The organism is Hamadaea sp. NPDC051192 (assembly GCF_040682475.1).
Classification (GTDB): domain Bacteria; phylum Actinomycetota; class Actinomycetes; order Mycobacteriales; family Micromonosporaceae; genus Hamadaea; species Hamadaea flava.
The window spans coordinates 1-23,116 of sequence record NZ_JBFBAZ010000051.1; the positions used below are offsets into that span (position 1 = coordinate 1).

20 protein-coding genes are annotated in these 23,116 nt (G+C 70.6%); 12 read left to right on the forward strand and 8 right to left on the reverse strand.

Features of this window, described 5'->3' with window-relative positions:
* Positions 1–444 precede the first annotated feature (444 nt).
* From AB0M47_RS21975 to AB0M47_RS21985, 3 genes are all read left to right on the forward strand, one after another.
* Positions 445–774: a hypothetical protein gene (locus AB0M47_RS21975; protein ID WP_363416642.1), complete on the forward strand. Its 330-nt coding sequence runs from the start codon at positions 445–447 to the stop codon at positions 772–774.
* An 8-nt stretch (positions 775–782) separates the two neighbouring features.
* Entirely contained in the window at positions 783–2,939 is a 2,157-nt protein-coding gene (locus AB0M47_RS21980) for a bifunctional polysaccharide deacetylase/glycosyltransferase family 2 protein (RefSeq protein WP_363416645.1), read from the forward strand.
* Positions 2,940–3,024: 85 nt separating this feature from the next.
* Complete coding sequence (locus AB0M47_RS21985; protein WP_363416648.1) at positions 3,025–4,146, forward strand: peptidoglycan DD-metalloendopeptidase family protein; 1,122 nt, start codon at positions 3,025–3,027, stop codon at positions 4,144–4,146.
* A 154-nt stretch (positions 4,147–4,300) separates the two neighbouring features.
* On the opposite strand, the gene AB0M47_RS21990 is transcribed toward AB0M47_RS21985, so the two are convergent.
* Together AB0M47_RS21990 and AB0M47_RS21995 are read right to left on the reverse strand one after the other, a co-directional pair.
* The gene (locus tag AB0M47_RS21990) at positions 4,301–5,191 is read right to left on the reverse strand and encodes a serine hydrolase domain-containing protein (protein WP_363416650.1); all 891 of its coding nucleotides are present in this window, start codon (positions 5,189–5,191) and stop codon (positions 4,301–4,303) included.
* Positions 5,192–5,323: 132 nt separating this feature from the next.
* On the reverse strand, positions 5,324–5,965 hold the full coding sequence (locus AB0M47_RS21995) for a class I SAM-dependent methyltransferase (RefSeq protein ID WP_363416653.1): 642 nt from the start codon (positions 5,963–5,965) through the stop codon (positions 5,324–5,326).
* A 93-nt stretch (positions 5,966–6,058) separates the two neighbouring features.
* Between AB0M47_RS21995 and AB0M47_RS22000 the strand changes: the two genes are divergently transcribed.
* A complete protein-coding gene (locus AB0M47_RS22000; protein ID WP_363416656.1) occupies positions 6,059–6,661 on the forward strand; it encodes a DJ-1/PfpI family protein in 603 nt (200 codons plus the stop codon).
* Here AB0M47_RS22000 and AB0M47_RS22005 read toward each other — a convergent pair.
* Positions 6,652–7,236 carry a hypothetical protein gene (locus AB0M47_RS22005; protein ID WP_363416659.1) on the reverse strand — a complete coding sequence of 195 codons (585 nt, stop codon included), beginning with the start codon at positions 7,234–7,236 and terminating at the stop codon, positions 6,652–6,654. The two genes, AB0M47_RS22000 and AB0M47_RS22005, sit on opposite strands and share 10 nt — an antisense overlap.
* A 226-nt stretch (positions 7,237–7,462) precedes the next feature.
* On the opposite strand from AB0M47_RS22005, the gene AB0M47_RS22010 reads away from it, so the two are divergent.
* The gene (locus AB0M47_RS22010; RefSeq protein ID WP_363416662.1) at positions 7,463–7,855 is read left to right on the forward strand and encodes a RidA family protein; all 393 of its coding nucleotides are present in this window, start codon (positions 7,463–7,465) and stop codon (positions 7,853–7,855) included.
* On the opposite strand, the gene AB0M47_RS22015 is transcribed toward AB0M47_RS22010, so the two are convergent.
* Positions 7,856–9,028, reverse strand: a complete 1,173-nt coding sequence (locus tag AB0M47_RS22015) for an ROK family protein (RefSeq protein ID WP_363416665.1) — start codon at positions 9,026–9,028, stop codon at positions 7,856–7,858. It abuts the gene before it with no gap.
* Between the two features lie 105 nt (positions 9,029–9,133).
* On the opposite strand from AB0M47_RS22015, the gene AB0M47_RS22020 reads away from it, so the two are divergent.
* Positions 9,134–10,408: an MFS transporter gene (locus tag AB0M47_RS22020; RefSeq protein ID WP_363416668.1), complete on the forward strand. Its 1,275-nt coding sequence runs from the start codon at positions 9,134–9,136 to the stop codon at positions 10,406–10,408.
* Between the two features lie 65 nt (positions 10,409–10,473).
* Here the strand turns inward: AB0M47_RS22020 and AB0M47_RS22025 are convergent, their stop codons facing one another.
* The 3 genes from AB0M47_RS22025 to AB0M47_RS22035 are packed head-to-tail and all read right to left on the reverse strand — an operon-like array spanning position 10,474 to position 14,716.
* The gene (locus AB0M47_RS22025) at positions 10,474–12,942 is read right to left on the reverse strand and encodes a hypothetical protein (protein ID WP_363416671.1); all 2,469 of its coding nucleotides are present in this window, start codon (positions 12,940–12,942) and stop codon (positions 10,474–10,476) included.
* The gene (locus AB0M47_RS22030; RefSeq protein ID WP_363416674.1) at positions 12,939–14,267 is read right to left on the reverse strand and encodes an SWIM zinc finger family protein; all 1,329 of its coding nucleotides are present in this window, start codon (positions 14,265–14,267) and stop codon (positions 12,939–12,941) included. The genes AB0M47_RS22025 and AB0M47_RS22030 overlap by 4 nt, the downstream gene beginning before the upstream one ends.
* 53 nt (positions 14,268–14,320) lie before the next feature.
* Positions 14,321–14,716, reverse strand: coding sequence for a VOC family protein (locus AB0M47_RS22035; RefSeq protein WP_363416677.1), 396 nt, complete (start codon positions 14,714–14,716; stop codon positions 14,321–14,323).
* 59 nt (positions 14,717–14,775) lie between these two features.
* Between AB0M47_RS22035 and AB0M47_RS22040 the strand changes: the two genes are divergently transcribed.
* The 4 genes from AB0M47_RS22040 to AB0M47_RS22055 all read left to right on the forward strand — a co-directional run bounded on the left by AB0M47_RS22040 (position 14,776) and on the right by AB0M47_RS22055 (position 20,481).
* A complete protein-coding gene (locus AB0M47_RS22040) occupies positions 14,776–15,237 on the forward strand; it encodes a MarR family transcriptional regulator (RefSeq protein WP_363416680.1) in 462 nt (153 codons plus the stop codon).
* Positions 15,238–15,429: 192 nt separating this feature from the next.
* Positions 15,430–17,328, forward strand: a complete 1,899-nt coding sequence (locus AB0M47_RS22045) for an FAD-dependent oxidoreductase (protein WP_363416682.1) — start codon at positions 15,430–15,432, stop codon at positions 17,326–17,328.
* A 55-nt stretch (positions 17,329–17,383) separates the two neighbouring features.
* The gene (locus AB0M47_RS22050) at positions 17,384–18,727 is read left to right on the forward strand and encodes an MFS transporter (RefSeq protein WP_363416684.1); all 1,344 of its coding nucleotides are present in this window, start codon (positions 17,384–17,386) and stop codon (positions 18,725–18,727) included.
* Positions 18,724–20,481 carry a sugar-binding domain-containing protein gene (locus AB0M47_RS22055; RefSeq protein ID WP_363416687.1) on the forward strand — a complete coding sequence of 586 codons (1,758 nt, stop codon included), beginning with the start codon at positions 18,724–18,726 and terminating at the stop codon, positions 20,479–20,481. Before AB0M47_RS22050 ends, AB0M47_RS22055 begins: the two co-directional genes overlap by 4 nt.
* A 7-nt stretch (positions 20,482–20,488) precedes the next feature.
* On the opposite strand, the gene AB0M47_RS22060 is transcribed toward AB0M47_RS22055, so the two are convergent.
* Positions 20,489–21,466, reverse strand: a complete 978-nt coding sequence (locus tag AB0M47_RS22060; RefSeq protein ID WP_363416689.1) for a DUF2804 domain-containing protein — start codon at positions 21,464–21,466, stop codon at positions 20,489–20,491.
* A gap of 168 nt (positions 21,467–21,634) precedes the next feature.
* On the opposite strand from AB0M47_RS22060, the gene AB0M47_RS22065 reads away from it, so the two are divergent.
* Positions 21,635–22,432, forward strand: coding sequence for a M15 family metallopeptidase (locus AB0M47_RS22065; RefSeq protein ID WP_363416692.1), 798 nt, complete (start codon positions 21,635–21,637; stop codon positions 22,430–22,432).
* Between the two features lie 26 nt (positions 22,433–22,458).
* Positions 22,459–23,103, forward strand: a complete 645-nt coding sequence (locus tag AB0M47_RS22070; protein WP_363416695.1) for an N-acetylmuramoyl-L-alanine amidase — start codon at positions 22,459–22,461, stop codon at positions 23,101–23,103.
* Positions 23,104–23,116: the final 13 nt, after the last annotated feature.

Genomic DNA, 23,116 nt, shown 5'->3' on the forward strand with positions numbered 1-23,116 from the left:
TCTTCGCGTTGATCATGGAGTTAACCGTGGTCTCGACGGTGTGTCGAGGGGGCAAACTCCATGATCAACGCGCGCGGGGGGTGGGGTGGGGAGGGGGCGCGGGGGAGGGGGTGGGGGGAGGGGGGAGGGGAGGCGGTGGGGGGATGACGAGGGGGTGTGACAGCGGGTGGGCTGATCGGGTTGAACCGGAGGGTGGTGCGGGTTCGTGCCCCGGCCCCGTCGGGCCTGGTGAGGCGGCATATCACCGACCTCATCGGATTCCGTGCCGCGCATCACGCCCGGTTTGCCGACCGCCTCGACGCGGGATCAAAGCCTGACGGTGATCGCGAGCGGCGGAGGCGGGAGCGGATGGGCAGCCAAGCGAAACGGCACATCGGACGTGCCCGGCCGAAGCTGCGACCGCCCAAACCGCCGGGTCAACGGGAACCGCTGGGGACCCGGGCCTTGCCGGTGGCACCGCAGCCGCCGCCGGTGTTCGTCGACGCCAGCGGTCGCCGCCGCCGGGTGCTGCACGTGGCCGCGCTGCTGGTCGTGCTGGCGACCGTGGCGGGGGCGATCGTGCTGCTCGTCGGGGTTTACGCCCAGCCGGTCGACCCGGCCCCACTCGAAGTCTGCCCGGCTGCCCCCACGAACCCAGCCGCTCGCACCAACCCGGCTGCCACTACGAACCCGGCCGCGCGCACGAATCCGGCCGCTGCCTCGAACCCGACGGTGTCGGTGAAGCGGGCCGGGGCGACGGTCCCGGTCGGCGGAGGGTCGTGTGCGCGCCGATGAGCCTCTACGTGAGCCGAAGCAAGGCGCAGACCCCTGCGTCACCCGGGCCGGGCGTACGCCGAGTGGCCTCACGCTTGGTCCGGGTGGCGCTGACCGCCACCGTCCTCGGCGTCGTCGCCGTGCTGCTGGCGATCGAGGCGTACACCGATGCGGCGTTCGCCCCCGACGCCCGTCCACCGTCGGGCCAGACGAGCGGGCAGGTTCCCACAGCGGTGAAGGACGACGGGGGACCGGTGATCGACGCGACCGGCGACCAGCCGCGTACGCTGCGGGTGCCGCGGAACCAGATCGTGCTGACCTTCGACGACGGCCCCGATCCACGCTGGACGCCTCAGATCTTGGACGTGCTGGCCCGGCACCACGTGCCCGCGACCTTCTTCGTCATCGGCTCCGAGGTGGCCCGTCATCCGGACCTGGCCCGGCGCGAGGTCGCCGAGGGGCACGAGATCGGCGTGCACACCTTCACCCATCCCGACCTGGGCGCGATCGGCGGCTGGCGGCAGCGCCTGGAATACGCCCACACCCAGCTGGCGATCGCGTACGCGACCGGGGTGAAGACCTCGATCCTCCGGCCGCCGTATTCGTCCACTCCGGACGCCGTCACCGACCGGGACTGGCCGGTGCTGGCCGCCACGGGCCGATCCGGTTACCTCACCGTGCTCGACGACACCGACAGCCAGGACTGGGCGCGTCCGGGGGTCGACCGGATCGTGGCGAACGCGACGCCCAGCGGCGACGGCGCGATCGTCCTGATGCACGACGCGGGCGGCGACCGTGCCCAGACCGTGGCGGCGCTGGACCGGTTCATCCCGCAGATGCAGGCCCGCGGCTACCAGTTCGCCACCGTCTCGCAGGCGCTGCGCGATTCGCTTGCTACTCCGGTGAACCAGCCGTCGTCCACGAACGACCGGTGGCGGGGCGCGGTGGTCGTGCACACCGTCGGGCTCGCCGATTTGACGCTGCGCCTGCTGTGGGTGCTGCTGCTCACAGTCGGCGTCCTCACGCTCGCCCGCACGCTGCTCATGTTCACCGTCGCCGTCCGGCACAGCCGATCACGTCGCGCGGCGGGCTTCACGTGGGGCGTACCGGTGACGGAGCCGGTCTCGGTGATCGTCCCGGCCCACGACGAGCAGGACACGATCGCCGCCACTGTGCGTACCCTCGTCGCCTCCGACCACCCGGTGGAGATCGTCGTGGTCGACGACGGGTCTGACGATGCCACCAGCGAGCGGGTCCGCGAGCTGGAGCTCGACAACGTGCGGCTCGTGCGGGTGCCGGGCGGTGGCAAGGCCACCGCCCTGAAGGCCGGGGTCGCGATGGCCAGTCACGCTCTGATCGTCATGATCGATGCGGACACAGTGGTACGCCCAGAGACGATCCGGCGCCTGATCCAGCCGTTCGCCGATCCCGCCGTCGGAGCGGTGGCCGGGAACGTGAAGGTCGGCAACCGGGCGAGCCTGATCGGCCGCTGGCAGCATCTGGAGTACGTGATCGGGTTCAACCTGGATCGGCGGCTCTACGACTCGCTCGGCTGCATCCCGACCGTGCCGGGTGCGCTGGGCTCCTTCCGCCGCCAGGCGCTCGCCGACGCCGGCGGCCCACCGACCGACACTCTGGCCGAGGACACCGACCTCACGATGGCCGTCCTGCGGGCGGGCTGGCGAGTCGTCTACGAGGAGAGCGCGCAGGCGGTCACCGAAGCCCCGGCCACCCTCCGGCAGCTGTGGCGGCAGCGGTACCGCTGGAGTTACGGCACCATGCAGGCGATGTGGAAGCACCGCCACGCGGTCGTCGAGCGCGGCGCGTCCGGCCGGTTCGGCCGCGTCGGGCTGCCGTTGATCGCGCTGTTCAGCGTGATCCTGCCGGTGTTCGGCCCGCTGCTGGACATCCTGGCCGTCTACGGGGTGCTGTTCCTCGACCGGTGGGCCACCCTGGCGGGGTGGATCGCGGTGCTGATCGTGCAGGCGATCACTGCCGTGCTGGCGTTCCGGCTCGACCGGGAACCGTTACGACCTTTGTGGGCACTGCCGCTCCAGCAGGTCGCGTACCGGCAGATCATGTATCTCGTGCTGGTCCAATCGGTGGTGACCGCACTGGCCGGACGCCGCCTCGGCTGGCAGAAGATCGGCCGCAGCGGCGAGGTCGCCCAGTCCGTCGGCGGTTAGCCGAATCCGCGGTTTCGTTGGGTTGTCCCCAGTAAATCGAGCGTGCTTGATTTTAACGAGCGTTGATTCCAGCTGGGGAGGACCGATGTACGAGGACAACCCAACGCAATCCTGCTGTGGCGGCCCGGGCGACGGACCGGCGACCGCTCCGGTCAGCCGCCGTGATCTGTTGCGGCGCAGCGCCATCGTCGGCGGCGGTGTGCTCGCGGGCGGGCTGCTCGTGCCGGGGACGGCCCTCGCCGCGCCGTCGATCTACAACCCGTTCAGCGCGTACCCGATCACCGGCACGTGGCAGGACCATCTCAACCGGGGTTCGCTGGGCGGCATCGACTTCGCGATGGCCGTCGGCACCCCGTTGCCCGCCTGCGGAGCCGGAACCATTCAGAACATCCCGTACAACGGCACCGGCGGTCACACCGTCACGATCAACCACTCCGAGGGATACCGCAGCCAGTACATGCACCTGTCACAGTTCCGGTTGGCCAATGGCACGGCGGTCGCGGCCGGGACCGTTGTCGGCTGGTCCGGCGGGGCGGCCGGAGCCGACGGGGCGGGCAACTCCACCGGTCCGCACGTGCACTGGCACATGATCGACCCGAACGGAGTGCGGATCAATCCGCTCACCTACGCGCCCGGCCCGAGCACCTCGTCGGAAGGCCGGATCCTCCAGGAGATCGGCCAGGCCGGCGGCTACACCGGGCCCGTCGACGGCGTACCCGGCGTCAACACGTGGAAGGGAGTGCAGACCGTCGTGCGTGGATACGGCTACACCGGCCCGATCGATGGCGTACCTGGGACGAACACCTATGCGGCCCTGCAGCGGCTGGCGCAGAAGGGCGGCTACGCCGGTCCCGTCGACGGCGCGCTCGGGCCCAACACGTGGAAGGGCATTCAGACGGTCCTGCGCGGGTTCGGTTACAGCGGCCCGATCGACGGCGTACCTGGGACGAACACCTATGCGGCGCTGCAACGGCTGGCCAAGCTCGGCGGCTACACCGGGCCGATCGACGGCGCGCTCGGGCCCAACACGTGGAAGGGCGTCCAGACCGTCCTGCGCGGGTTCGGTTACACCGGCCCGGTCGACGGAGTGGCCGGCGTCAACACCTACGCCGGATTGCAGCGGATGGCCCGCCTCGGCGGCTACGCCGGCCCGATCGACGGCGTACCAGGCCCGAACACGTGGGCCGGCCTCTCGCGGCTCATCTGACTCCGGCTCCGTGGGCGACCGGCGCGACGACCTGCGATCGGCTCCGGCGGCGTCCCCCGCGGCGGTCGGCTCCGGCGGCGTCCCCCGCAGCGGTCGGCGTCCGGCCCGGTTCAGTCCGGTGCCCGCCTCGGCTGATCCGGGACGGGCACCGGAGTCACGGGACGAGCCGAACCAGATCGTGGAGGATCGGCAGCGGGTCGGTCGTCTCCTCGTTGGCGAGGATGGCGATGCTCGCCCGCTGCTCGGGGAACCACACCGACAGCGTCTGGAAGCCGGGATTGTCGCCCGGGTGCAGGTACGCCGCCTTCCCGTCGACGGTCCCGGCGTAGAGCCCGTAGCCGTAGGACTCGGTGGTGATGCTGTCCTCGTCGGTGACCATCGCGACGTGCCCGATCAGGTCGCGTACGCCGCGCAGGGTGGAGGTGTGCAGCCGCGTGGTGAAGTCGGCCAGACCGGCGGCGGTCGCCCAGACGTCCCTGGTCCCGGGCAGGCTCGTGAGATCGTTCGTCGGGACCGGCTGCCCGTCCCGGTGGCCCTGGGCGATCGTCCGGCCGGCGGGCGGATCGCCGGCCGTGATCGCCGTTGCCCCCAAAGCTGCGAAGACGTACGCGTTGAGGCACTCGGCATACGGCCGCCCGGTGGCGACTTCGAGGACGCGGCCGGCGAGGGCGTACCCGGGACTGCTGTAGTGCCACGCCGCACCAGGCTCGGCGATCAACGGAGCCCCCTCCATGAGCCGCAACCGTTCCTCGACCGGCATCGGGACGTCGATGTCGAACCCCGGTACGCCTGGCTGCCAGTGCGCGACACCGGCCGTATGCGTGAGCAGATGATGCAGCGTGACCCGATCATCCATTGTGGGCAGCCAGGCGGCGACCGGCGTGTGAAGGTCGAGTCCCGCTTGGAAGATCGCGGTCGCGCAGATGTGCTTGCCGACCGACGCCAGCCGGTACCAGGTCGTCTTCGTCTCCGCCGACTCGAAGACCACTTCGCCCTCGACCGTCACGGCGGCCGCGCCCCGGAAGGCGCTCGTGCTCGTCCCCATCCGCAGTACGGTACGTGGCACAGACTCAACTCGTGGGGCGTGCTAGGCCCCGAAACCTGTCGGCCTCGGGCCCGTCGTCCAGGGCTCCCCGGCTCGGGCCTGAGCCGCGCTTCGCGGAGGACCTGGTTAGGCTCAGGCGTGGGGTCGTGCTTCGCCCAAGACCCAGTCGTCGCCGTCGCGCTGGATGTCACACTCCCAGCCCAGCTCGCGAAGCCGAGCGGTCATGTCGTCCGGCTCCACGAAGTACTTGACCACACGGAACGTGCTCCCGTCGGACAGCCGCCGCTCGACGACGCCTTCCCGGAGGTAGGACTCCTTCCCGCGTTCGTCCACGTGCTCGTCGAGGAACAGCACCCGGCCGCCGTCGGCCAGCATCGGTCGCAGCGAGTCCCAGAATGCGCCGAACCGCTCCGGCGGCACGTGTGACAGCCACGCCGAGAAGAAGATGACGTCGAACTGCGCGTCCGGCGTCCAGTCGAAGACGTCGGCTACTACGAACGTCACGTGCGCCGAAGTCACCCGCTCCCGCGCGATGTCCAGCGCCTCCGGCGCGGAGTCCACGGCCGTCAGCGAGTCGGCGTACGCGGCCAGCGGCTCCGTCCACACTCCAGTGCCGCACGCGATCTCCAGCACCCGCCCGGCCGGCCGCATCTGCTCGACCAGCCGTGCGATGCGTGGCCGTGCCACCGCGAGATCCCCGTACGCCGTCGCGTCATATTCGGCCGCCCGCCGCCGGTAATAGTCGACCTGCTCCGCCACTACGTCGTCGGTCATCCCGCCATCGTCACACGCGGGCCGGCTCCCGGCAGGCCGCTGTCGCCGGATTGGCCCTCGACCCGACTGCGCCGGATCGGCCATCGTCAGCTCATGCAGGTAGCCGTGGTCACCTTCGACGGGTTCAACGAGCTCGACAGCTTCATCGCCTCAGCGCTGATCAACCGCTGTCGCAAGCGCGGACTGGAAGCGTTCATCACCACGCCGACGCCGGTCGTCACGTCGATGAACGGCGTCGAGGTCACCGGCCAGCGGCCGCTGGAGTTCGTGACCGAAGCCGAGGTCGTGCTGATCGGCAGCGGCATCAAGACCCGCGACGTCATCGCGGACGACCAGCTGGTCTCCCGGCTGCCGCTCGACCCGGCCCGGCAACTCATCGGCTCCCAATGCTCGGGCGCACTGGTACTGGCCCGCCTCGGGCTGCTGGGCGACATGCCGGCCTGCACGGACATGATCAGCCGCCCGTATGTCGAGGCCTGCGGCGTCACCGTCCTCGACAAGCCGTTCCACGCCGAAGGCAACATCGCGACCGCCGGCGGCTGCCTCGCCTCCCAATACCTCGCCGCCTGGGTCATCGACCGGGTGCTCGGCGAGGACGCCGTCCGGGACGTCGTCGGATACGTGGCCCCGGTGGGTGAGAACGAGGAAACGGTCGAGCGAGCCCTCCGCGCGGTTCGCGTACCAGTTCAGGCGTAGAGCCCGAGAGTGGTGACAGCCGCGTCGTCGATGGTGTTCGGATCGAAGCTCCAGGCTGCGGCCATCAGCAGGACGTCGCCCTCCGACGGCGTCGTGCGGACCCAGGCCTCCGCCTCGTCGTCCGACCAGTCCGCGTAATCCGCGACCGGGCCGAGCACTCCCTTACCGATGCGGATCTCGTCCGCGGTGGGGTCGCCGACGAACAGCGGAATCTCGCCCTGCTCGCCGATGTAGCAGTAAGCCCGCAGGACCTCGCCCGCGCGGGCGATCGCCCACGCGTGATACCCGATGACCCGCTCGTTGGCGAAGAACTGGACCTCGCCCAGGCTGCGGCTCAGGTCGGCCAGCTGTTCGACGAAGCCCGAGTCGTACGCGCTGAGCGGCAGATCGCGTCGGCTGTGCGCGATCGTCCATTCCGGTATCGCCGAGCCTAGGTATACGCCCTGGCCGTAGGCGAGGTCCACGCCGGTGGCCCAGTCCATCGGCTGCCGGTCGCGCAGTCCGAGGGCGTCGGCGACGTCCGCCACGGTCCGGTCGCGTACCGCCAGCCAGGACGTCTTGTATCCGAAACCCACGTCTACCCTCGCTCTCTCGTCGCTCGTGCCCGAGGGTAGGCGCGGTATCGTCGGCGCGGTGCAGCGGCCCGCGATCTTCGCCTCGCTCGGCCCGGACCCCGCGCGCCTTTCCTCACTGATCAGTCCCGTAAGGAACTGATCAGGGCGCTGCGGACACGACACACCGGTCGATCACGACCGACAGTTCATGATCGCGCGGAAAGGGCGGGGAGGTAGCGTGGGCGGGGTGACAGAGCGACGCGCGATTCTCAGCGGTTCGACTTTCGAGGAGCAGATCGGCTACGCCCGCGCCGTGGTCCTCGGGGACGCGATCTACGTCTCGGGCACCACCGGCTTCGACTATGCCACGATGACCATCTCCGAGGACGTGGTCGAGCAGGCCGCGCAGTGCCTGCGCAACATCGGGGCGGCGCTGGCCGAGGCGGGCAGCTCGTTCGCCGACGTGGTCCGCGTTCGGTACCTGCTGCCCGACGCCGCGGACTTCGAGCCGTGCTGGCCGGTCCTGCGCGAGTGCTTCGGCGAGGTGCGCCCGGCGGCGACGATGCAGGTGTGCGGGCTGGCCGATCCGCGGATGAGGATCGAGATCGAGGTCGACGCGCGCCGGACCAGTCAGTCCTGATCATTTGCGGGCGCGATGGTCCTGTTCGTCGCGGATCAGCGCCACCGCGCCGAGCAGGTCGGCCTGGCTGCCGAGCGCACCGGGGACGATGCGGACAGCTGCCGCCGTCGTCGGGGCGGCGTACCGGACGACCTGCTCGGCCAGCCCGTCGATGAGGTAGGTGCCGGCTGGTCCGATGCTGCCGTCGATCACGATGGCGTCCGGGTTGAGCAGGGTGCACAGATCGGCCAGCGGACGGCCGATGACGCGCCCGACGTCACCGAGGATGCGGCGGAGCCCGACGTCGCCCTCGGCGGCCAGATTCAGCATCGTCTCGAAGGTGAGTGGTTCGGGATGGGCCGGGGCGAGTACTCGGGTGAGCCCCGGGCCGATCTCATCGATCAGGCAGCCCCGGCCGCCGCAGGCGCACAGGACGCCGTCGTCGCGGATCTGAATGTGGGCGAGTTCCCCGGCGAAACCGTTCGCGCCCCGGTGCAGGCGGCCGTTGATGATGAGCCCGGCGCCGATGCTCCGTGGGCCGAGTTTGAGGTAGACCAGGCTGTCCAGCCCCTGCCCGGCGCCGAAGGCGTGTTCGCCGAGCGCGCCGAGGTTCGCGTCGTTCTCGACGACGGTCGCCGTCCCGCTGCGCCGGCTGAGCGCCTCGCCTGGGTTGTCCCGAAGCCACCCCACGTACTGGCCGGTCGGGCCGCCGGTGGGGCGTACCGGCATCCCGACGCCGCGCTGATAAGGCGCCGGCACGCCGAGTACCAGCCTGGTCAGGCCGCCGATGGGGGCCTTGGCCTCGTCGGCGGCTTCGCGCAGCATCGTGAGGCCCGGATCCAAGAGTCCGTCGATGTCCTGCTGCGGCGTCATCGGTGCGGTGCGTTCGGCGACGATATCGCCGAGCAGCGTCGCGACGGCCACTCGCAGCAGGCCGGTCGACCACACCAGGACGCCGACGGCTGGAGGCGGTCCCGCCAACGCCAACGTCCGTGGCGGTCGCCCAGCTCCACCGGCGGGCGATGGTTCGCTCTCGACGACGAGCCCCCGGGTGATCAGGTCCTCGACGAGTCCGGCGACGGTCGCCTTCGGCAGGTCGAGCCGTCGGCTGAGATCGCTGCGGCGCAAGCGTTCGGCGTGCGACAACTCGGTCAGGATCCGGCGGTGGCTGGGGCGCAGCGAGGGGTCGTCCACGGCACGATCGTAGCGTCGTTCGTTCAGATCCGATCGAATGGGTTGATCGAGGACTGACCGGTGAACCGAGCCAAACCATTGTGCTCCAACACATACGGTCGGGCGGTGACGACGACAGGGCTGCGTACCAATTCGAGCGAATCTGAACTAATGGAGACCGGATCGGCGCAGGAAGGCATTCGCGGCGCCGTGGGCGCCCTGCGCGAACCGGCATTCCGCTGGTGGTTCTTCAGCCAGGTGCTGTCCGCGTCCGGCGGCATGACCCAGGCGGTCGCGCTGTCCTGGCTGGTCCTGCATCTGACTGCCCGACCGGTCGACCTCGGCGTCCTCGGGGCGATCACCTGGGCGCCGGTGCTGTTCGGCGGGGCCTACGCGGGCGCCGTGCTTGACCGGGTCGACACGCGCCGCACGCTGATCGTCACGCAAGCGGCCTACGTCGTGCTCGGCATCACGCAGGCGGTCCTGGTCGCGACCGGGTCCATGCAGATCTGGAGCTTGTACGCGACCGCGGTGCTGACCGGTGTGGTGACCGCGTTCGACGGCCCGGCCCGGCAGGTGTACGTCCTCGAAATCGTCGGCCGACAGCGCCTGGTCAGCGCGGTCAGTCTGCACGAAGTGGTGCTCAACTCCTCGAGGGTGATCGGCCCGGCGGTCGGCGGGCTGATTCTGGCGACGGCCGGGCTCGCCTGGTGCTTCGTCCTCAACGCCGCGACCTTCGTGCCGGTGCTCCTCGTGCTGACGCTGGCGCGTCGGCGTGCGCGCGACACAGTGGACAGGACCGTGCCGTCCCGGCGTGGCGGCGGCGCGAAGGAGGGGATCCGGCAGGTGTGGCGTACGCCGGTCGTCCGGTCGTGCGTCCTGGTGGCGATCGCGGGCGGCACGTTGTTCAACCTCGGCGTCGCGTTGCCGGTCCTCGTCACCGACACGTTCCACTTGGGCGGTGCCGGATTCGGCCTGATGATGGCGGCTTTCGGGCTCGGCGCGATTCCCGGGGCGCTGGTCGCGGCCGGGACCAGCGGTCCGAGCGGTCGTCGCGTACGCGTCCTGGCGGTGCTGTCCGGCGTGACTGTGCTGCTCACCGCTGCTTCGCCGCTGGCCGCACTCGCCTTCGTCGGCATCGCCGTCGCCGGATTCCTGTCGATCTGGCTGATCTCTGTGGCGAACACCCTCGTCCAGCTGCGCGCCGATCCCGCGTTGCGTGGCCGAATCATGGGGGTCTGGACCATGGCCCTGCCCGGCACGGTTCCCTTCACCGGTCTGCTCAGCGCGGCGGTCAGCCAAGGGCTCGGCGCGCGGGCCGGGTTCGGCTTCGCCGGAGTGGTGCTGACCGGGGTCGCGATGGTGACCTGGCGGGCGTTGGGAGATCGTCCCATCGTCTGATGCCGGGATCCTCGTCCCCTGCCCGGCCGACCCTCCAGGCAGGGGACGAGTGCTTCACGGGTCCGTCAGAGGACCCCGGCCAGGGCGTCGCGCAAGCCCTTGGCTGCCTTGGCGAACTGGCTGCTGCCGCCGCGATCGGCCACCGCGTCCAGGCCTTCGACCCGAGCCCGGCGGCCGAGCGTACGGGTGCACCGTTCGGCGAGCTGGAGGAGGTCGGCGGTGCCCACGCGAGGTTTGGGCAGGGCGAGCAGGGCCGGCAGCGCGCCGACGCTGATCTGCCACGCGGTTTCGATCGCGCCGGCCTCGGCCGTGTCGCGGAGCACGGTCGCGGCGCGCGTGAGGACGAGTGAGCCCGCCGCCACGCAGTCGCCGAGGTGCTGGCCGGTGGCCTGCCAGTCCACCGCCGTGCCGAAGCCGAGCAGGGCGTCGACGGCGGCGACCCGGTCGGCAGCCTCCGGGGCGGTCATGCCGTAGACGAGGGCGAGCTGGGTGGCCGGTCCGGTCGGCCCGTGATTCTCCGCGAGCAGCGGCAGGATCTGCGCCGCCGCGCCACCGGCGTTGGCGCTGTCGGCCGACATGGCCAGCTGCGTCAGCGCCCAGGCGGCGACCACCTCGCGATGCGACGGGAACGCTCCGGTCCACAGTGGTGCGCCGGAGCCCGGAATCCACGGCGAACTCCGCGGCTTCTGATGCCTCGGGTACGCGAACAGCGCGGCCTCGACGGGATCGGCGTTCGCCGGAGGCTGCATCATGACGGCCATCCGGCGATCCGGTAGCTTGCCGTACCACGAGTAGCGGCTGCCCCGGCCGTCTTGGGCGTACGCGGTGACGACGGGATCGCGATGGCCGTCGCGGAAAAGGCGGGCGAGCGCCTGCCCGGCCGGGCTGGTGAGCCGGCCCGCCCGTGCGCGTACGCCGTCGCCGGGGTCCACCCGGGGCAGCCGTAGCAGCGCCTGGACGAGGTCGGCGTGCCACGGCTGCCAGCCGTCCCGTTCGGCCTGCTCCAGGCGGCCGAGTAGAACTTCGGGATCGAGGTGGCCGTTGGTCTGCGTCGGGGTGGCCACGAGCCGGGGAACCGGAGTACGCCGTAGGTAACGCTTGATCGTCGCCAGCCGGATCTCCAGCAATGTGGACGGCGAGCGCTCCGAGTCGGACAGCGGCCTCGCCAGGGCGTGGTCGGCCCGCAAGTCGGCGAACGCCTCCATGAGCCAGGTCGACCGGCGCCCGGGCGGTTCGAGGAGGTCGACCAGCATCGCCCCGCATTCTCGCCAGAAGTCGCTCGTCCAGTGCGAGAGCAGGTTGTTGCGGCTCGGGTCGACAACCGGGGTGATCGCCGCGATCAGCCCGGCCCGGTCGCGACCGTACAACTCCACGACGGCGGCCATGACCCGCTCCATGGTGACCATCGAGCGGTCGCCGCTCATGATCGCGGCGATCTCCTCGGCGACCTCGGCCGGAGTCATGATCGGCGGCGGCATCTGCGGCACCGTCGGCGCGATCGGCGGCGTCGACGGCAGCAGATCGGGAGTCTCCGGCAGGTCGAGCGACGCGAGCAGCTCCGTCCTTCGCGCCGGATGCCGCTTGGCCGCCTTGCGTACCCAGCTGATCTGGGTCTTGATCAGTCCCTTCTCCTTGCGCCGCAGGATGATCGCGGTGACGTCGAGTAGGGTGTCGACCTCCAGCAGGCCGGCTTCGTCGGCCTGGCGCAGGCTGCGCTGGGCGAGTGTGGCGAGGGTGCCGAGGTCGGCGTCGGCGAGCCCGGCGAAGTCGGCGACGCGGGCACCGATCTCTTGTGGAGTGACGTTCAGCTCGTCATACATCGCGATGAACGAGCGCAGGTCACCGGGCCGGCCGCCGCGCAGAAGCCGGGCCAGGCAGCCGTCGACGAGCATCGTGCGGATCGAGGGGTCGTCCCCGGCGAGGCGTAGGAGCGCGGTGTTGAAACTGGTGCTGGGGTGGGTCAGTTCCGGCTCGCGGCCCATCGTGTCGTCCTCGAACAGCATCGGTAGCAGGCGGTGGGCGTAGGTGCCGGCCGTCAGGGCCGCATAGGAGTCCGGTTGCCGGTGGACCCAGGCGATCCAGCCGCGCGCGAACCCGGCTGTCTGCGGCCGTTCGGCGCCCGCCGCGCCCGCGATGGCATCGACCAGCTTCCACTCAGCCACGTCCGACAGCCGCGAGGCCTGCGCCCACAGCTGGGCCAGCTCCGCCAGCCACGGCACGTCACGGACGGCGAGCAGGTCCAGGGCCATCCGCCGGGGGATCGATCGCCGCTCCCACCGCAGGCTGCCTCGGTTCAGCGCCGTCATCGCCCGCTTCGCGGTCGGGGCGCACCCCAGGAACGCCAGGCCCGCGACGGCCGCATACCCGCCGCGCCAGTCCCGCAATTCCTCCTTTGTGTACGCGACCACGGCGGGGAACGCGGCCTTGCGTTCCTTCTCCGACAAGGTACGCAGATAGGCGTGCACGAGTTCGGTGGACCGTTTGTCGATGGCCCGGGCCAACTCGGGAGCCAACACGGGCGGGGCCGCGGTCATGCCGCGACCTCCTCGAGCACGCCGACGCTGATGAGTGCCGCCAGCTGGTGCTTGCACGGTCCGCGACCGCCCCGGTACTTGCCCCACCACTGGCAGGTGCAGCCGGCGGGCCGCCCGTCGGCCATCCGCACCTGATACGTCGTCTCACCACTGTCGACCTCGACCCGATCGGCGAGCGGCCGGACGGCACCGGCGTCGATCAGCGCACGGGCGCCGGCCAGCCGTGGGTTGAGCCGGGCGGCGGCGTCGGTGCCGAACGGCATCACGCGGTGGAAGTAGGCGCCCTCGGTCACGTCGAAGCCGACCCGTCCCGCCGTCCCGAGCAGCGTCAGCGCCGCGCGTACGCGGTCGGCGGGCAGGTCGCACGCGCTGGTGAGGCCGTCTACGTCGATGACCGGGTCCCAGGCCAGCAGCGCGCTCACCAGGTCGGCGTCGTCGGTGATCTGATCACCCGCCAACTGGTTCAGCACCGCGCCCTCGCCGGAGAACCCTCGGGAGACCTCCGGCGACAACGTCAGCAGCAGGCGTACCGTCGGCGTTTCGAGCAGCCAGGCGCTGGCCAGCGGGGGACTGGCCGGGCCGGCGGGCGGGCCGAAGACGGTCAGCGTGGTCGCGTGCCGCAGCAGGCCGCGCAAGGTGGCGAGCCGGGCGCCCCCGGACAGGCAGACCGCCCCGGCGACCGGCCGGGAGGTCAGCCGCAGCGACCGTCCCGCCGGGACGACCCACATCACCTTCCGGTCGTTGGGCAGCCGGCGCAGGAAGTCGGCGGCCTCGGCCGCGCCGATCGTGGCCCGGGGCTCCATGCCGGACGCGATGACAGCCACCTCGGCGAACCCCCGCAGCCATCGTCCGGGCAGCGGCACCTTCCGCTCGACCCGCGTACCGTCCATCGTGGAGACGGTCAGGTCGTCCGGGCCGACTGCGAGGTGCAGCGGATCCATTCCGGCCACTCGGGCCAGGCTCAGCCGCAGCGGATTGTTCACGTCTACATTGGTCGTGCCGTGGTCGGGCGTACGCCCGTCGAGTCCCGCCGGCAGGACGTCCATCCGGGCGTACACGCCGCAGCAGCCGCTGAACGACTCGAACCGCAGCATGTCCCGGCTGCCGGTGACGACGGGGTCCAGGCTCGCCCGCGCGGTCGGCTGGTAGTAGCGGGTGCGGGCCACGTCGGCCACCGCGAGCAGGCCCAGCGCCACCGGCTGCGGGGTGGTCACGAAGCCTTCGAAGAACCGCGGATTCGCCGCGTCACCACCGGACGTCTGCAGATCCAGGCCGCTGCCGGACAGCTCCGACGGCCGGGCGTACGCGTAACTCGCAACGGACATGCGGGGAAGATAGCGGAGACCGCCGACAAAGTTCGGAGCCTCCGCTATCCGTCCTAGTAGGACTGAATTTCGATCAGAACGCCGCCGGGCGCCCGAAGATGAGCGGTACGCAGATTCGGTCCCCATTGTGGACGGTCGGTCGGCGGGGCCACTACGGACGCACCGTTTTCCACGCAGGTGCGGGTTCCGGCGTCCACGTCGGCGACCCGGCAGACCAGCATGACGGAGTTCTGTGGGTCGGCCGAGGTCTCGACGCCGACCGCGGCTGCCATCAGTTTCGCGTCGAACATGGACAGCAGTCCTTGCCCGTCGACGTCCCAGCTGGCGTAGGGCCCGGCCGGGCCGCCGGCGGCGAGGTTCGCCCCGGCCAGTTCGGGCAGCACGGCGGCGTAGAAGGCGTATGCCGTGGCGAAGTCGGCGACCAGGAGACGGGGGTGCAGCGCGTCCATTACTTCTCCAAAATTAGTGGGTGCGCACCCACTATAGGGCATCGCCTACAATTGCCGTCATGGAGAAGCCACCGACCCTGCTGGCCATCGACGCGTACCTGCTGTCACGCAGTGGCAAGGCCGGCCGCGACCGGGTGGCGGCCCGGCTGGCCGCGTACGGGTTGCGGCTGTGGCACTTCGCCGTGCTGGCCGCCCTCGCCGACTTCGGCCCGCATTCGCAGCGCGACCTGAGCGCACGGCTCAACGTCGACGTCAGCGACATGGCCAAGGTGATCGACCAGCTCGCGGTGGACGCGCGGATCGACCGTGTCCGGGACGAGGCGGACCGGCGGCGGGTGCTGGTCAGCCTGACCGATCGCGGACGGGGGTTGCTCGCCGAGCTTCAGCGGGAGGCGGCCGACGTGGATCGCGAACTGCTGGCAGGGCTCGACGCGGGGGAGCGCAAGCAACTACGTGCGCTGTTGCTGAAGGTGTTCGCCCAGGTGGACGGGGCCTCAGGTGCAGTTGTAGATCAGTTGTAGTGGCGCTCGCTAGCGTGCGGGCTGCGCCTGCCGGTCCGCGACACGACTCCGGTGCCGGGGTGGCGACCGAGGTTCCGGAGGGGGCCGTCGTGGCTGGGTCGCAGACCGGCGCCCCGGCTCCCTCCGGCAACCGGTACCGCGTGCGGTGGACTGATTGGACATAATGCGTTATATGTCCGATAACCTGCTAATGTGGAGAAACCCAGTGTTCTGGTGATCGGTGCGGGCATCGCCGGGCTCACCGCTGCGCGTGCCCTGCAAGAGCGCGGCCACCGAGTGACGGTCCTGGAGGCCCGCGACCGGGTGGGCGGGCGCATCTGGACCGACGAGGACGGCGTCGACCTCGGCGCGCACTGGATCCACGGCACCGAGGGCAACCCGATCACCGACCTGGTGGAACAGCTGGAACTGCCGTACAGCTACGTCGGCGGCGACAGCTCCTACACCGGCGGCTTCGACAACCTCGACCTCTTCGGCACCGAAGGCCTGCTGACCGGCCAGAACGCGAAGCATCGCACCTTGCACCTGGCCGACGAAGTGCTGCAGGAGCTGGAACGACGAGCCGAGTTGGCCCGGCGCCAGGGGCATCCGGACACGTCGCTGGCGTACGCCCTGCGGGAGATCCTGGCCGCCCGGAGCTATCCGCCGCAGGACGAGCAGGCCGTCCGCTATCACCTCAACGTGATCCTGCGCGAGGACGTCGCCGAGGACGCCGACCGACTCTCCTTCAAGCACTGGGAGGAGGGCTATCTCGTCTACGGGTACGGCGACAGCGTCCTGCACGGCGGCTACCAGACGGTCGTCGACGCGCTCGCCGACGGGTTGACGATCCACCTCGGTCAGGTCGTGACGCGGGTCGAGATCGGCGACACGGCGTGCGTACGCACGGCGGCTGGGCGCTTCGAAGCCGACCGGGTGCTGGTCACGGTGCCGCTCGGCGTGCTGAAGAGCGGTGCGGTGACCTTCGACCCGCCGCTGCCCGAGGCGAAGCGGCAGGCGATCGAGCGCCTCGGCTTCGGCACCCTCAACAAGATCGCGCTGCACTATCCCGAGCGTTTCTGGTCCGAGGAGCAGTACGTCTTCGGCTACCTGTGCCGCGACACCGACCGGTATCCCACGGTCCTGATCAACATGTGGAAGTCGCACGGCAAACCGGTCCTGGTGATGCTGCTGGGCGCCTCGCTCGGCCGGGACTTGGAGACCTGGCCCGACGAGGAGGTCCACCGGTACGCCGTCACCGTCGTCCGCGACGTGTTCGGCCCGGACGCGCCCGCGCCGCAGCGCATCTCGCGTACGGCGTGGACCGCCGACCCGTACGCCCGCGGTTCCTACACCTGCATCGGGGTGAACGCGTCGCCGGCCGATCTGCGGGCGCTGGCCGAACCGGTCGGCGACCGGTTGCACTTCGCCGGTGAGGCGACCAACGGCTATCACTGGGGCTGCGTGCACAGCGCTTACGAGTCGGGACTGCGCGAAGCCGCGCTGATCAGCGGGGACGGCTCCATCTACGCCCCGCCGAGCGCGGGCGGCGTACGCCGGAATCGGCGCGACATCGACCGGCTGAAGCGGTTCTCGAAGCTGCGCATGCTGCATCTCAGCGATGCCGAGCTGCGCCGCCGGGTGGCGTGCCTGCGCGAGAGCGTCGATCCGTACGGGGTCCGGCTGTTCGACGGACTGCTGGAGTCGGAGCTGGAGACGCTGGCGTCGATGCTCGACGAGCTGCCGTTCGCCGCCGGGGAGGCGATCTACCGCGAGGACGACGCCGCCCAGGGCATCTGCCTGATCGCCGACGGCGAGGTGACCGTGGACTTCGGCGGCATCTACGAGCGGGCGTCCATGGCGCGCGGCGCGTTGCTGGGCGCGCACGACCTGTTCTTCAACGCCCGGACCACCACGGTCGTCGCCGTCACCGACGTCCGGCTCTACTTCCTGGACCACTACCGCTACAAGACGTTCCTGTACGCCTTCCCCGACACGTTGATGACCATGACGGCGGACCTCGTCACCCGCTGGGAGCAGCTGGAATCGGCGTTGGGGCAGGAAGTCCTCCAGGGTGCGTTGCGGCGATCGACTCCGGGGTCGCGTATGTAGAATCCGCTTCACGTTCGGGCCGCCCGGCCCGGTTCCACCCCTCTGGAGGCAGGTCGTGACTGTTCCCACGGCCACCGAAGCCGCCGCCACGCCGGCCGTCGCCGGTTCGGCGGACCGCCTCGGCGTACGCGTCTGGACCTCCCTGGTCCTGCTCGGCTTCGTCGGGCAGCTCGCCTGGACCGTCGAGAACATGTACCTCAACCTGTTCGTCCACGACACCGTGTCCGGCGACCCCAACGCCATCGCGACCATGGTCGCGGCCAGCGCGGTGGCGGCCACCGTCGCCACCCTGCTGATCGGGGCGATCTCCGACCGCCGGGGCCGCCGCCGGGTGTTCATCTCCGTGGGCTACCTCGCCTGGGGTGTCACCACCGCCGGGTTCGGCCTGATCACCGTCGGCGGGATCGGCGACGTCCTGCCCGGCGCGGACGCGGTGCTGCTGGCCGTGGTCGCCGTGATCGCGCTGGACTGCGTGATGTCGTTCATCGGCTCCGGAGCCAACGACGCCGCGTTCCAGGCCTGGGTCACCGACGTGACCCGGCCGGCGAACCGAGGCCGGGTGGAGTCCGTCCTCGCGGTGATGCCGCTGGTCGCGATGCTGGTCGTGTTCGGCGGCTTCGACGGCCTGACCCGGGCCGGGCACTGGCGTACGTTCTTCCTGATCGTCGGCGGGCTGATCACGGTGATCGGCGTGGTCGCCTGGTTCCTGGTCCGCGACGAGCCGACCCCGGTGCGACGCGAGTCCGGCCTGCTCAGCTCGCTGCTGCACGGGCTGCGCCCATCGGCCGTCCGCGCGAACCCCGGGCTCTATCTCGCGCTGTCGGCCTGGTGCCTCTGGGGCGTCTCGACCCAGGTCATCCTGCCCTACCTGATCATCTACATCCAGCGATACCTCGACATCGACGGGTACGCACTGGTGCTGGCCGTGGTGCTGATCGGGTCGTCCGTGGTGAGCATCGTGGCGGGCCGGTTCATCGACCGGATCGGCCGCATCCGCTTCCTGGTGCCCGCCGTCGGCGTCTACGGAGCCGGGCTGCTGGCCATGTACTTCGCGCGCGGCACCGTACCGGTGATCCTGGCCGGGCTGGTCATGATGTCGGGCTTCATGCTCGTGCTGGCGCCCATCGGAGCCCTCGTCCGCGACTACTCGCCGCCGGATCGGGCCGGGCACGTGCAGGGCCTGCGCATGATCTTCGCGATCATGGTGCCGATGATCGCCGGCCCGTTCCTCGGCGCGGCCGTCATCAGCAACGCGGGGGAGACCTACACCGACCTCGGCGTGGTCAAGCAGGTCCCGACCCCGGCGATCTTCCTGGCGGCGCTCGCGGTGCTGGTCCTCATCGCCGTGCCCATCGTGGCGCTGCGCCGCCGCCACCAGCCTCCGCAGGCCACCGCATGACCGAGCTGCTGACGCCGTGGGGTGCGGATCTCGACCCCGACCACGTGCTGACCGAGTATCCGCGCCCGCAACTGGTCCGCGACAGCTACCTGAACCTCAACGGACACTGGGATTACGCCATCACCGACGGCGGCATCGCCGACGGCGAGCCCACGGCGTACGACGGGGTGATCCTGGTGCCGTTCTCCCCGGAGACGCCGTTGTCGGGCGTCGGCCGGCAGCTGGGACCTGACCAGACCCTGTGGTACCGGCGTACGCTGCGGCTGCCCGACGGCTTCCGGACCGGCCCGGCGACCCGGGTCCTGCTGCACTTCGGCGCGGTCGACCAGATCTGCGAGGTGTTCCTCAACGGCGTCGCCGTCGGCGCGCACGTCGGCGGCTACCTGCCCTTCCACTGCGACGTCACCGACGCGCTCACCGACGGCGACGACACCCTGGTCGTGGCGGTACGCGACAGCACCGACACCGGCCACCACTCGCGAGGCAAGCAACGTACGCGGCGCGGCGGGATCTGGTACTCCCCGCAGTCCGGGATCTGGCAGACCGTCTGGGCGGAATGCGTACCCCAGACGCATGTGCGGCGGCTGACCCTGACGCCGCGACTGGATTCCGACTGCGTCGAGATCACCGTGCACACCGACGCGGATGCTCCACACGCGACGGTACGCGTCCTCGACGGGGACACGGTGCTCGGCACCGCGACGGCCGCCCCGAACCGCCCGGTGTGCGTACCAGTGCCTGATGCGCGGCGATGGAGTCCCGACGATCCGCAGCTGTACGACGTGACCGTGACCCTCGGCGACGACGCGGTCCGCAGCTATGTCGGAATGCGATCGTTCGGCGTGGGCCCAGGCCCCGACGGTACGCCGCGGCTGCTGCTCAACGGCGAACCGTATTTCCACGCGGGCATCCTGGACCAGGGCTACTGGTCGGACGGGTGGTACACCGCGCCGTCGGACGAGGCGATGATCCACGACATCGCGACGATGAAGCGGCTCGGCTTCACCATGCTGCGCAAGCACATCAAGATCGAGCCCGCGCGCTGGTACTACCACTGCGACCGGCTGGGCATCCTCGTCTGGCAGGACATGGTCAACGGCGGCGGCCGATACCGGCCCCTGGTGGTGACGGCGCCCGCGGTGACCCCGCTGCGGCTGTCCGACCGGCATCACAGCTGGTTCGGCCGCGCCGCCGCCGAGGGACGCGAGCAGTTCCGCGTCGAGCTGCGCGAGACGATCGAGCACCTGCGCAACGTGGTCAGCATCGCGGTCTGGGTGCCGTTCAACGAGGGCTGGGGTCAGTTCGACGCCGCACGGATCGCCGCCGAAGTGGCCGCGCTCGACCCGACGCGGACCGTCGACCACGCCAGCGGCTGGCACGATCAGGGCGCCGGCGATCTGCGCAGCCTGCACATCTACTTCCGGCCGTTCCGCGTGCCCCGGCGCGGGCGGGATCGGCGGGTGCTGGTCCTGTCGGAGTACGGCGGCTACAGCCTGCCGGTCGCCGGGCACACCACGACCGAGCGCGAGTTCGGCTACAAGCGGTTCGCCGACGCCGAAGCGTTCGGCGCGGCCTTCCGGCGGCTGCACGCCGAGCAGATCGCGCCTGCGATAGCGCGAGGGCTCAGCGCGACCGTCTACACCCAACTCTCGGATGTGGAGGATGAGGTCAACGGGCTGCTGACCTACGATCGCCGCGTCCTCAAGGTCCCCGAAGACCTCGTCCGGGAGGTCAACGGGCAGCTCCGGCTCTGAGCGCCGGCTACCAGCGGTTGCGGGCCTCCTCGGCCCAGCCGACCAGCCCGTCCAGGCTGACCCGGTCGCCGTCGTCGGTCAGCGCCCAGCCGTCGAACGTCCCGAAGCACTGGTGCGTCTCGTTCGCCACGACCGCCAGATTCGTCTTCGCGACCTTCTCGTGGAACGGGTGGAACTGCGCCTGCACGCGCTCGCCGCTGATCCGCCACGGGCGCAACCAGTCCGACCGGTCGTAGTCCCAGCGCAGCTCCTCACCGATCTTGTGCAGGCGGCCGTCGACGAACAGACCGTTCTCGGTCACCCCGGTGCCGTCGGTCCACTTCCCGCCGAGCTGGATCGCCCGGCCGTCCGCCGCACCCGCCGCCCAATTCCAGGTGATCGAGTAGGGCCATTTGCCGCGTCCGTGGTCCAGGACCGCGAACGCCCCCGGGCCGATCTCGTGCGTACGCCCGTGCAGCACCAGCGTGCCGGTGACCGGCCGGCCGAGATCCTTCACCGTGTACTGGAACCGCCGGTCGCTCCACGGCACCACCACGCCGAGCGACTCGTGGCCCGGCGGCAGTGGGATCTCGACGTCCAGCCGCACGTCGCGGGCGGTCGCTGTGATCGTGGTGCCGTCCGGCCGCTGCGTGATGTCGATCGACAGGCCGCCGCCTCGCGCTGACGCGTCGCCCTCGCCGCTGCGCGGCGGCATCACCACCCCACGAGCCAGCGGGACGACCGCGTCCGTGCTGGTCTCGCGGCCGGTCGCCCGGTCCAGCACATAGACGCCGTGTACGCCGGCGTAGTCGATCGACGAGGCCACCAGGCCGACGATGTGATCTGGCGTCACGATGCCCCAGTACTCCCAGCGCTTGGCCCGGCCCCAGCCCCGCAGGTTCGCCGTGTGCAGCGGGCGGCGCGTCCAGCCCACCGCGGCGCGGTTGAGCCGTCCGTCCGGCAGGCACAACTCCACGGGTGCGGTCAGCTCGGGCTCGTGAGTCATGGCCGCACGATATCGCCCCATGATCTCCGCGGGCGGCCGGACCTGCGGAATTCGCCACCATCGTTGCCATGTCACCGGGCGTGTACGCCGCATGTACACCTATTCATTGCCATGCGTGATTGCCCGTCCCTACTGTGCTCGCACACATCCCGTCCCGCGGAGGTTCCCTTGTCTCGACGCTCTCTCGGCGCGCTCGTCGCGCTGTGCGTGGCGATGACGACGACAGCCGTCGCCCTCGTCGCCGCACCCGCTCAAGCGGCGTGTGCGTACCAGTGGAAGAACTCGTCCCTGTCGGAGGGCGACACCGGTCCGGACGTCCGGGAGCTGAAGATCCGGCTCTCCGGCTGGACCGGCTACGCCAACACCTACTACCTGGACGACGTGTTCGGCTCCGAACTCGGCGACGCGGTGAACCGCTTCAAGAAGGAGTACGGCCTGCCGAACGACCGGATCGCCGGACCGGCCGTCATCGCCAAGCTCAACTCGTTGCAGTCCAGCGACTGCAGCACCGACCACTTCGACTGGGCCGAGTACAAGGACGGGTGCAGCGCGCCCTGGGACTCGGCGCCGCTGAACGACGCGGCCGAGGCCAAGGCCAACGTCCGGGTGCTGTTCTGGAAGCTCGAAGCGCTCCGCCGGGACCTCGGCGACGTGCCCCTGATCGTCACCAGCGGCTGGCGCGGCAGCTCGTCGTGCTGGAGCTTCCGCGAGAGCAACCACAACTACGGGCTGGGCATCGACATCCAAGGCACCAAGGGCGCGAACACCAGCCAGCTCTGCACCATCGCGAAGGCCGCCCGGTACCACGGCTTCAACGAGATCCTCGGACCCGGCAAGCCCAGCGGCGACCACGAGACGCACGTCCACCTCGCCTGGTTCCGGACGAAGGCCGCGCCCTACCCGAGCTGGGAAGGCTGGAACGCCTGGAACTGGAACGCCCCGACCTGCGGCGTCGTCCGCAGCTGACCCCCCATCGATCCTTGGAGGACGCTGTGCTCAGCACCCCTGGCGTACGCCGGCGCGCAGTTCTCGGCGCGGTGGCCGGCCTCGCGGCCGCGCCGTTCCTCGCGAACCCGGCCTTCGCCGCCGCGCCGAAGATCTACCTCGACCCCGGGCACGGCGGCACCGACGGCGGAGCCGCGGCGAACGGGCTGGTGGAGAAGAACATCACCCTCGACATCGCGCTGCGTACACGCACGATCCTGCTGAACAACTGGAGCGTGTCGGTGCGGATGTCGCGTACCACCGACATCACCCGCAGCCTGACCTACCGCACCGACGACGCCAACGCCTGGGGCGCGAATCTGTTCGTCAGCATCCACATCAACTCCGGCGGCGGCACCGGCTTCGAGAGCTACGTCTACCCCGGCGTCGGCTCCCGGACGCTGAACCTGCAGGACGACGTCCACGCCGCGGTCCTGACCAACGTCCGCGACATCGGCTCGGTCACCGACCGCGGCCAGAAGCAGGCGAACTTCCACGTGCTCCGGGAGACCGCGATGTCGGCGGTGCTCACCGAGAACATGTTCATCGACACCAGTCACGACGCGGCATTGCTCGCCCGTGACGACTTCCGGCAGGCGGCCGCCCGCGGTCACGCCCGTGGCATCGCCCGTTTCCTCGGCCTGATCGCCTGACCGTCCCCCCGTT

Bases quoted from the DNA above. Each gene is read 5' to 3' on its own strand.
- AB0M47_RS22055 (WP_363416687.1), top strand. From the start codon at position 18,724: ATGACCGAGCTGCTGACGCCGTGGGGTGCGGATCTCGACCCCGACCAC.
- AB0M47_RS22000 (WP_363416656.1), top strand. From the start codon at position 6,059: ATGCAGGTAGCCGTGGTCACCTTCGACGGGTTCAACGAGCTCGACAGC.
- AB0M47_RS22035 (WP_363416677.1), bottom strand. From the start codon at position 14,716: ATGGACGCGCTGCACCCCCGTCTCCTGGTCGCCGACTTCGCCACGGCA.
- AB0M47_RS22030 (WP_363416674.1), bottom strand. From the start codon at position 14,267: ATGTCCGTTGCGAGTTACGCGTACGCCCGGCCGTCGGAGCTGTCCGGC.
- AB0M47_RS21995 (WP_363416653.1), bottom strand. From the start codon at position 5,965: ATGACCGACGACGTAGTGGCGGAGCAGGTCGACTATTACCGGCGGCGG.
- AB0M47_RS22025 (WP_363416671.1), bottom strand. From the start codon at position 12,942: ATGACCGCGGCCCCGCCCGTGTTGGCTCCCGAGTTGGCCCGGGCCATC.
- AB0M47_RS22060 (WP_363416689.1), bottom strand. From the start codon at position 21,466: ATGACTCACGAGCCCGAGCTGACCGCACCCGTGGAGTTGTGCCTGCCG.
- AB0M47_RS21985 (WP_363416648.1), top strand. From the start codon at position 3,025: ATGTACGAGGACAACCCAACGCAATCCTGCTGTGGCGGCCCGGGCGAC.
- AB0M47_RS21990 (WP_363416650.1), bottom strand. From the start codon at position 5,191: ATGGGGACGAGCACGAGCGCCTTCCGGGGCGCGGCCGCCGTGACGGTC.
- AB0M47_RS22040 (WP_363416680.1), top strand. From the start codon at position 14,776: ATGGAGAAGCCACCGACCCTGCTGGCCATCGACGCGTACCTGCTGTCA.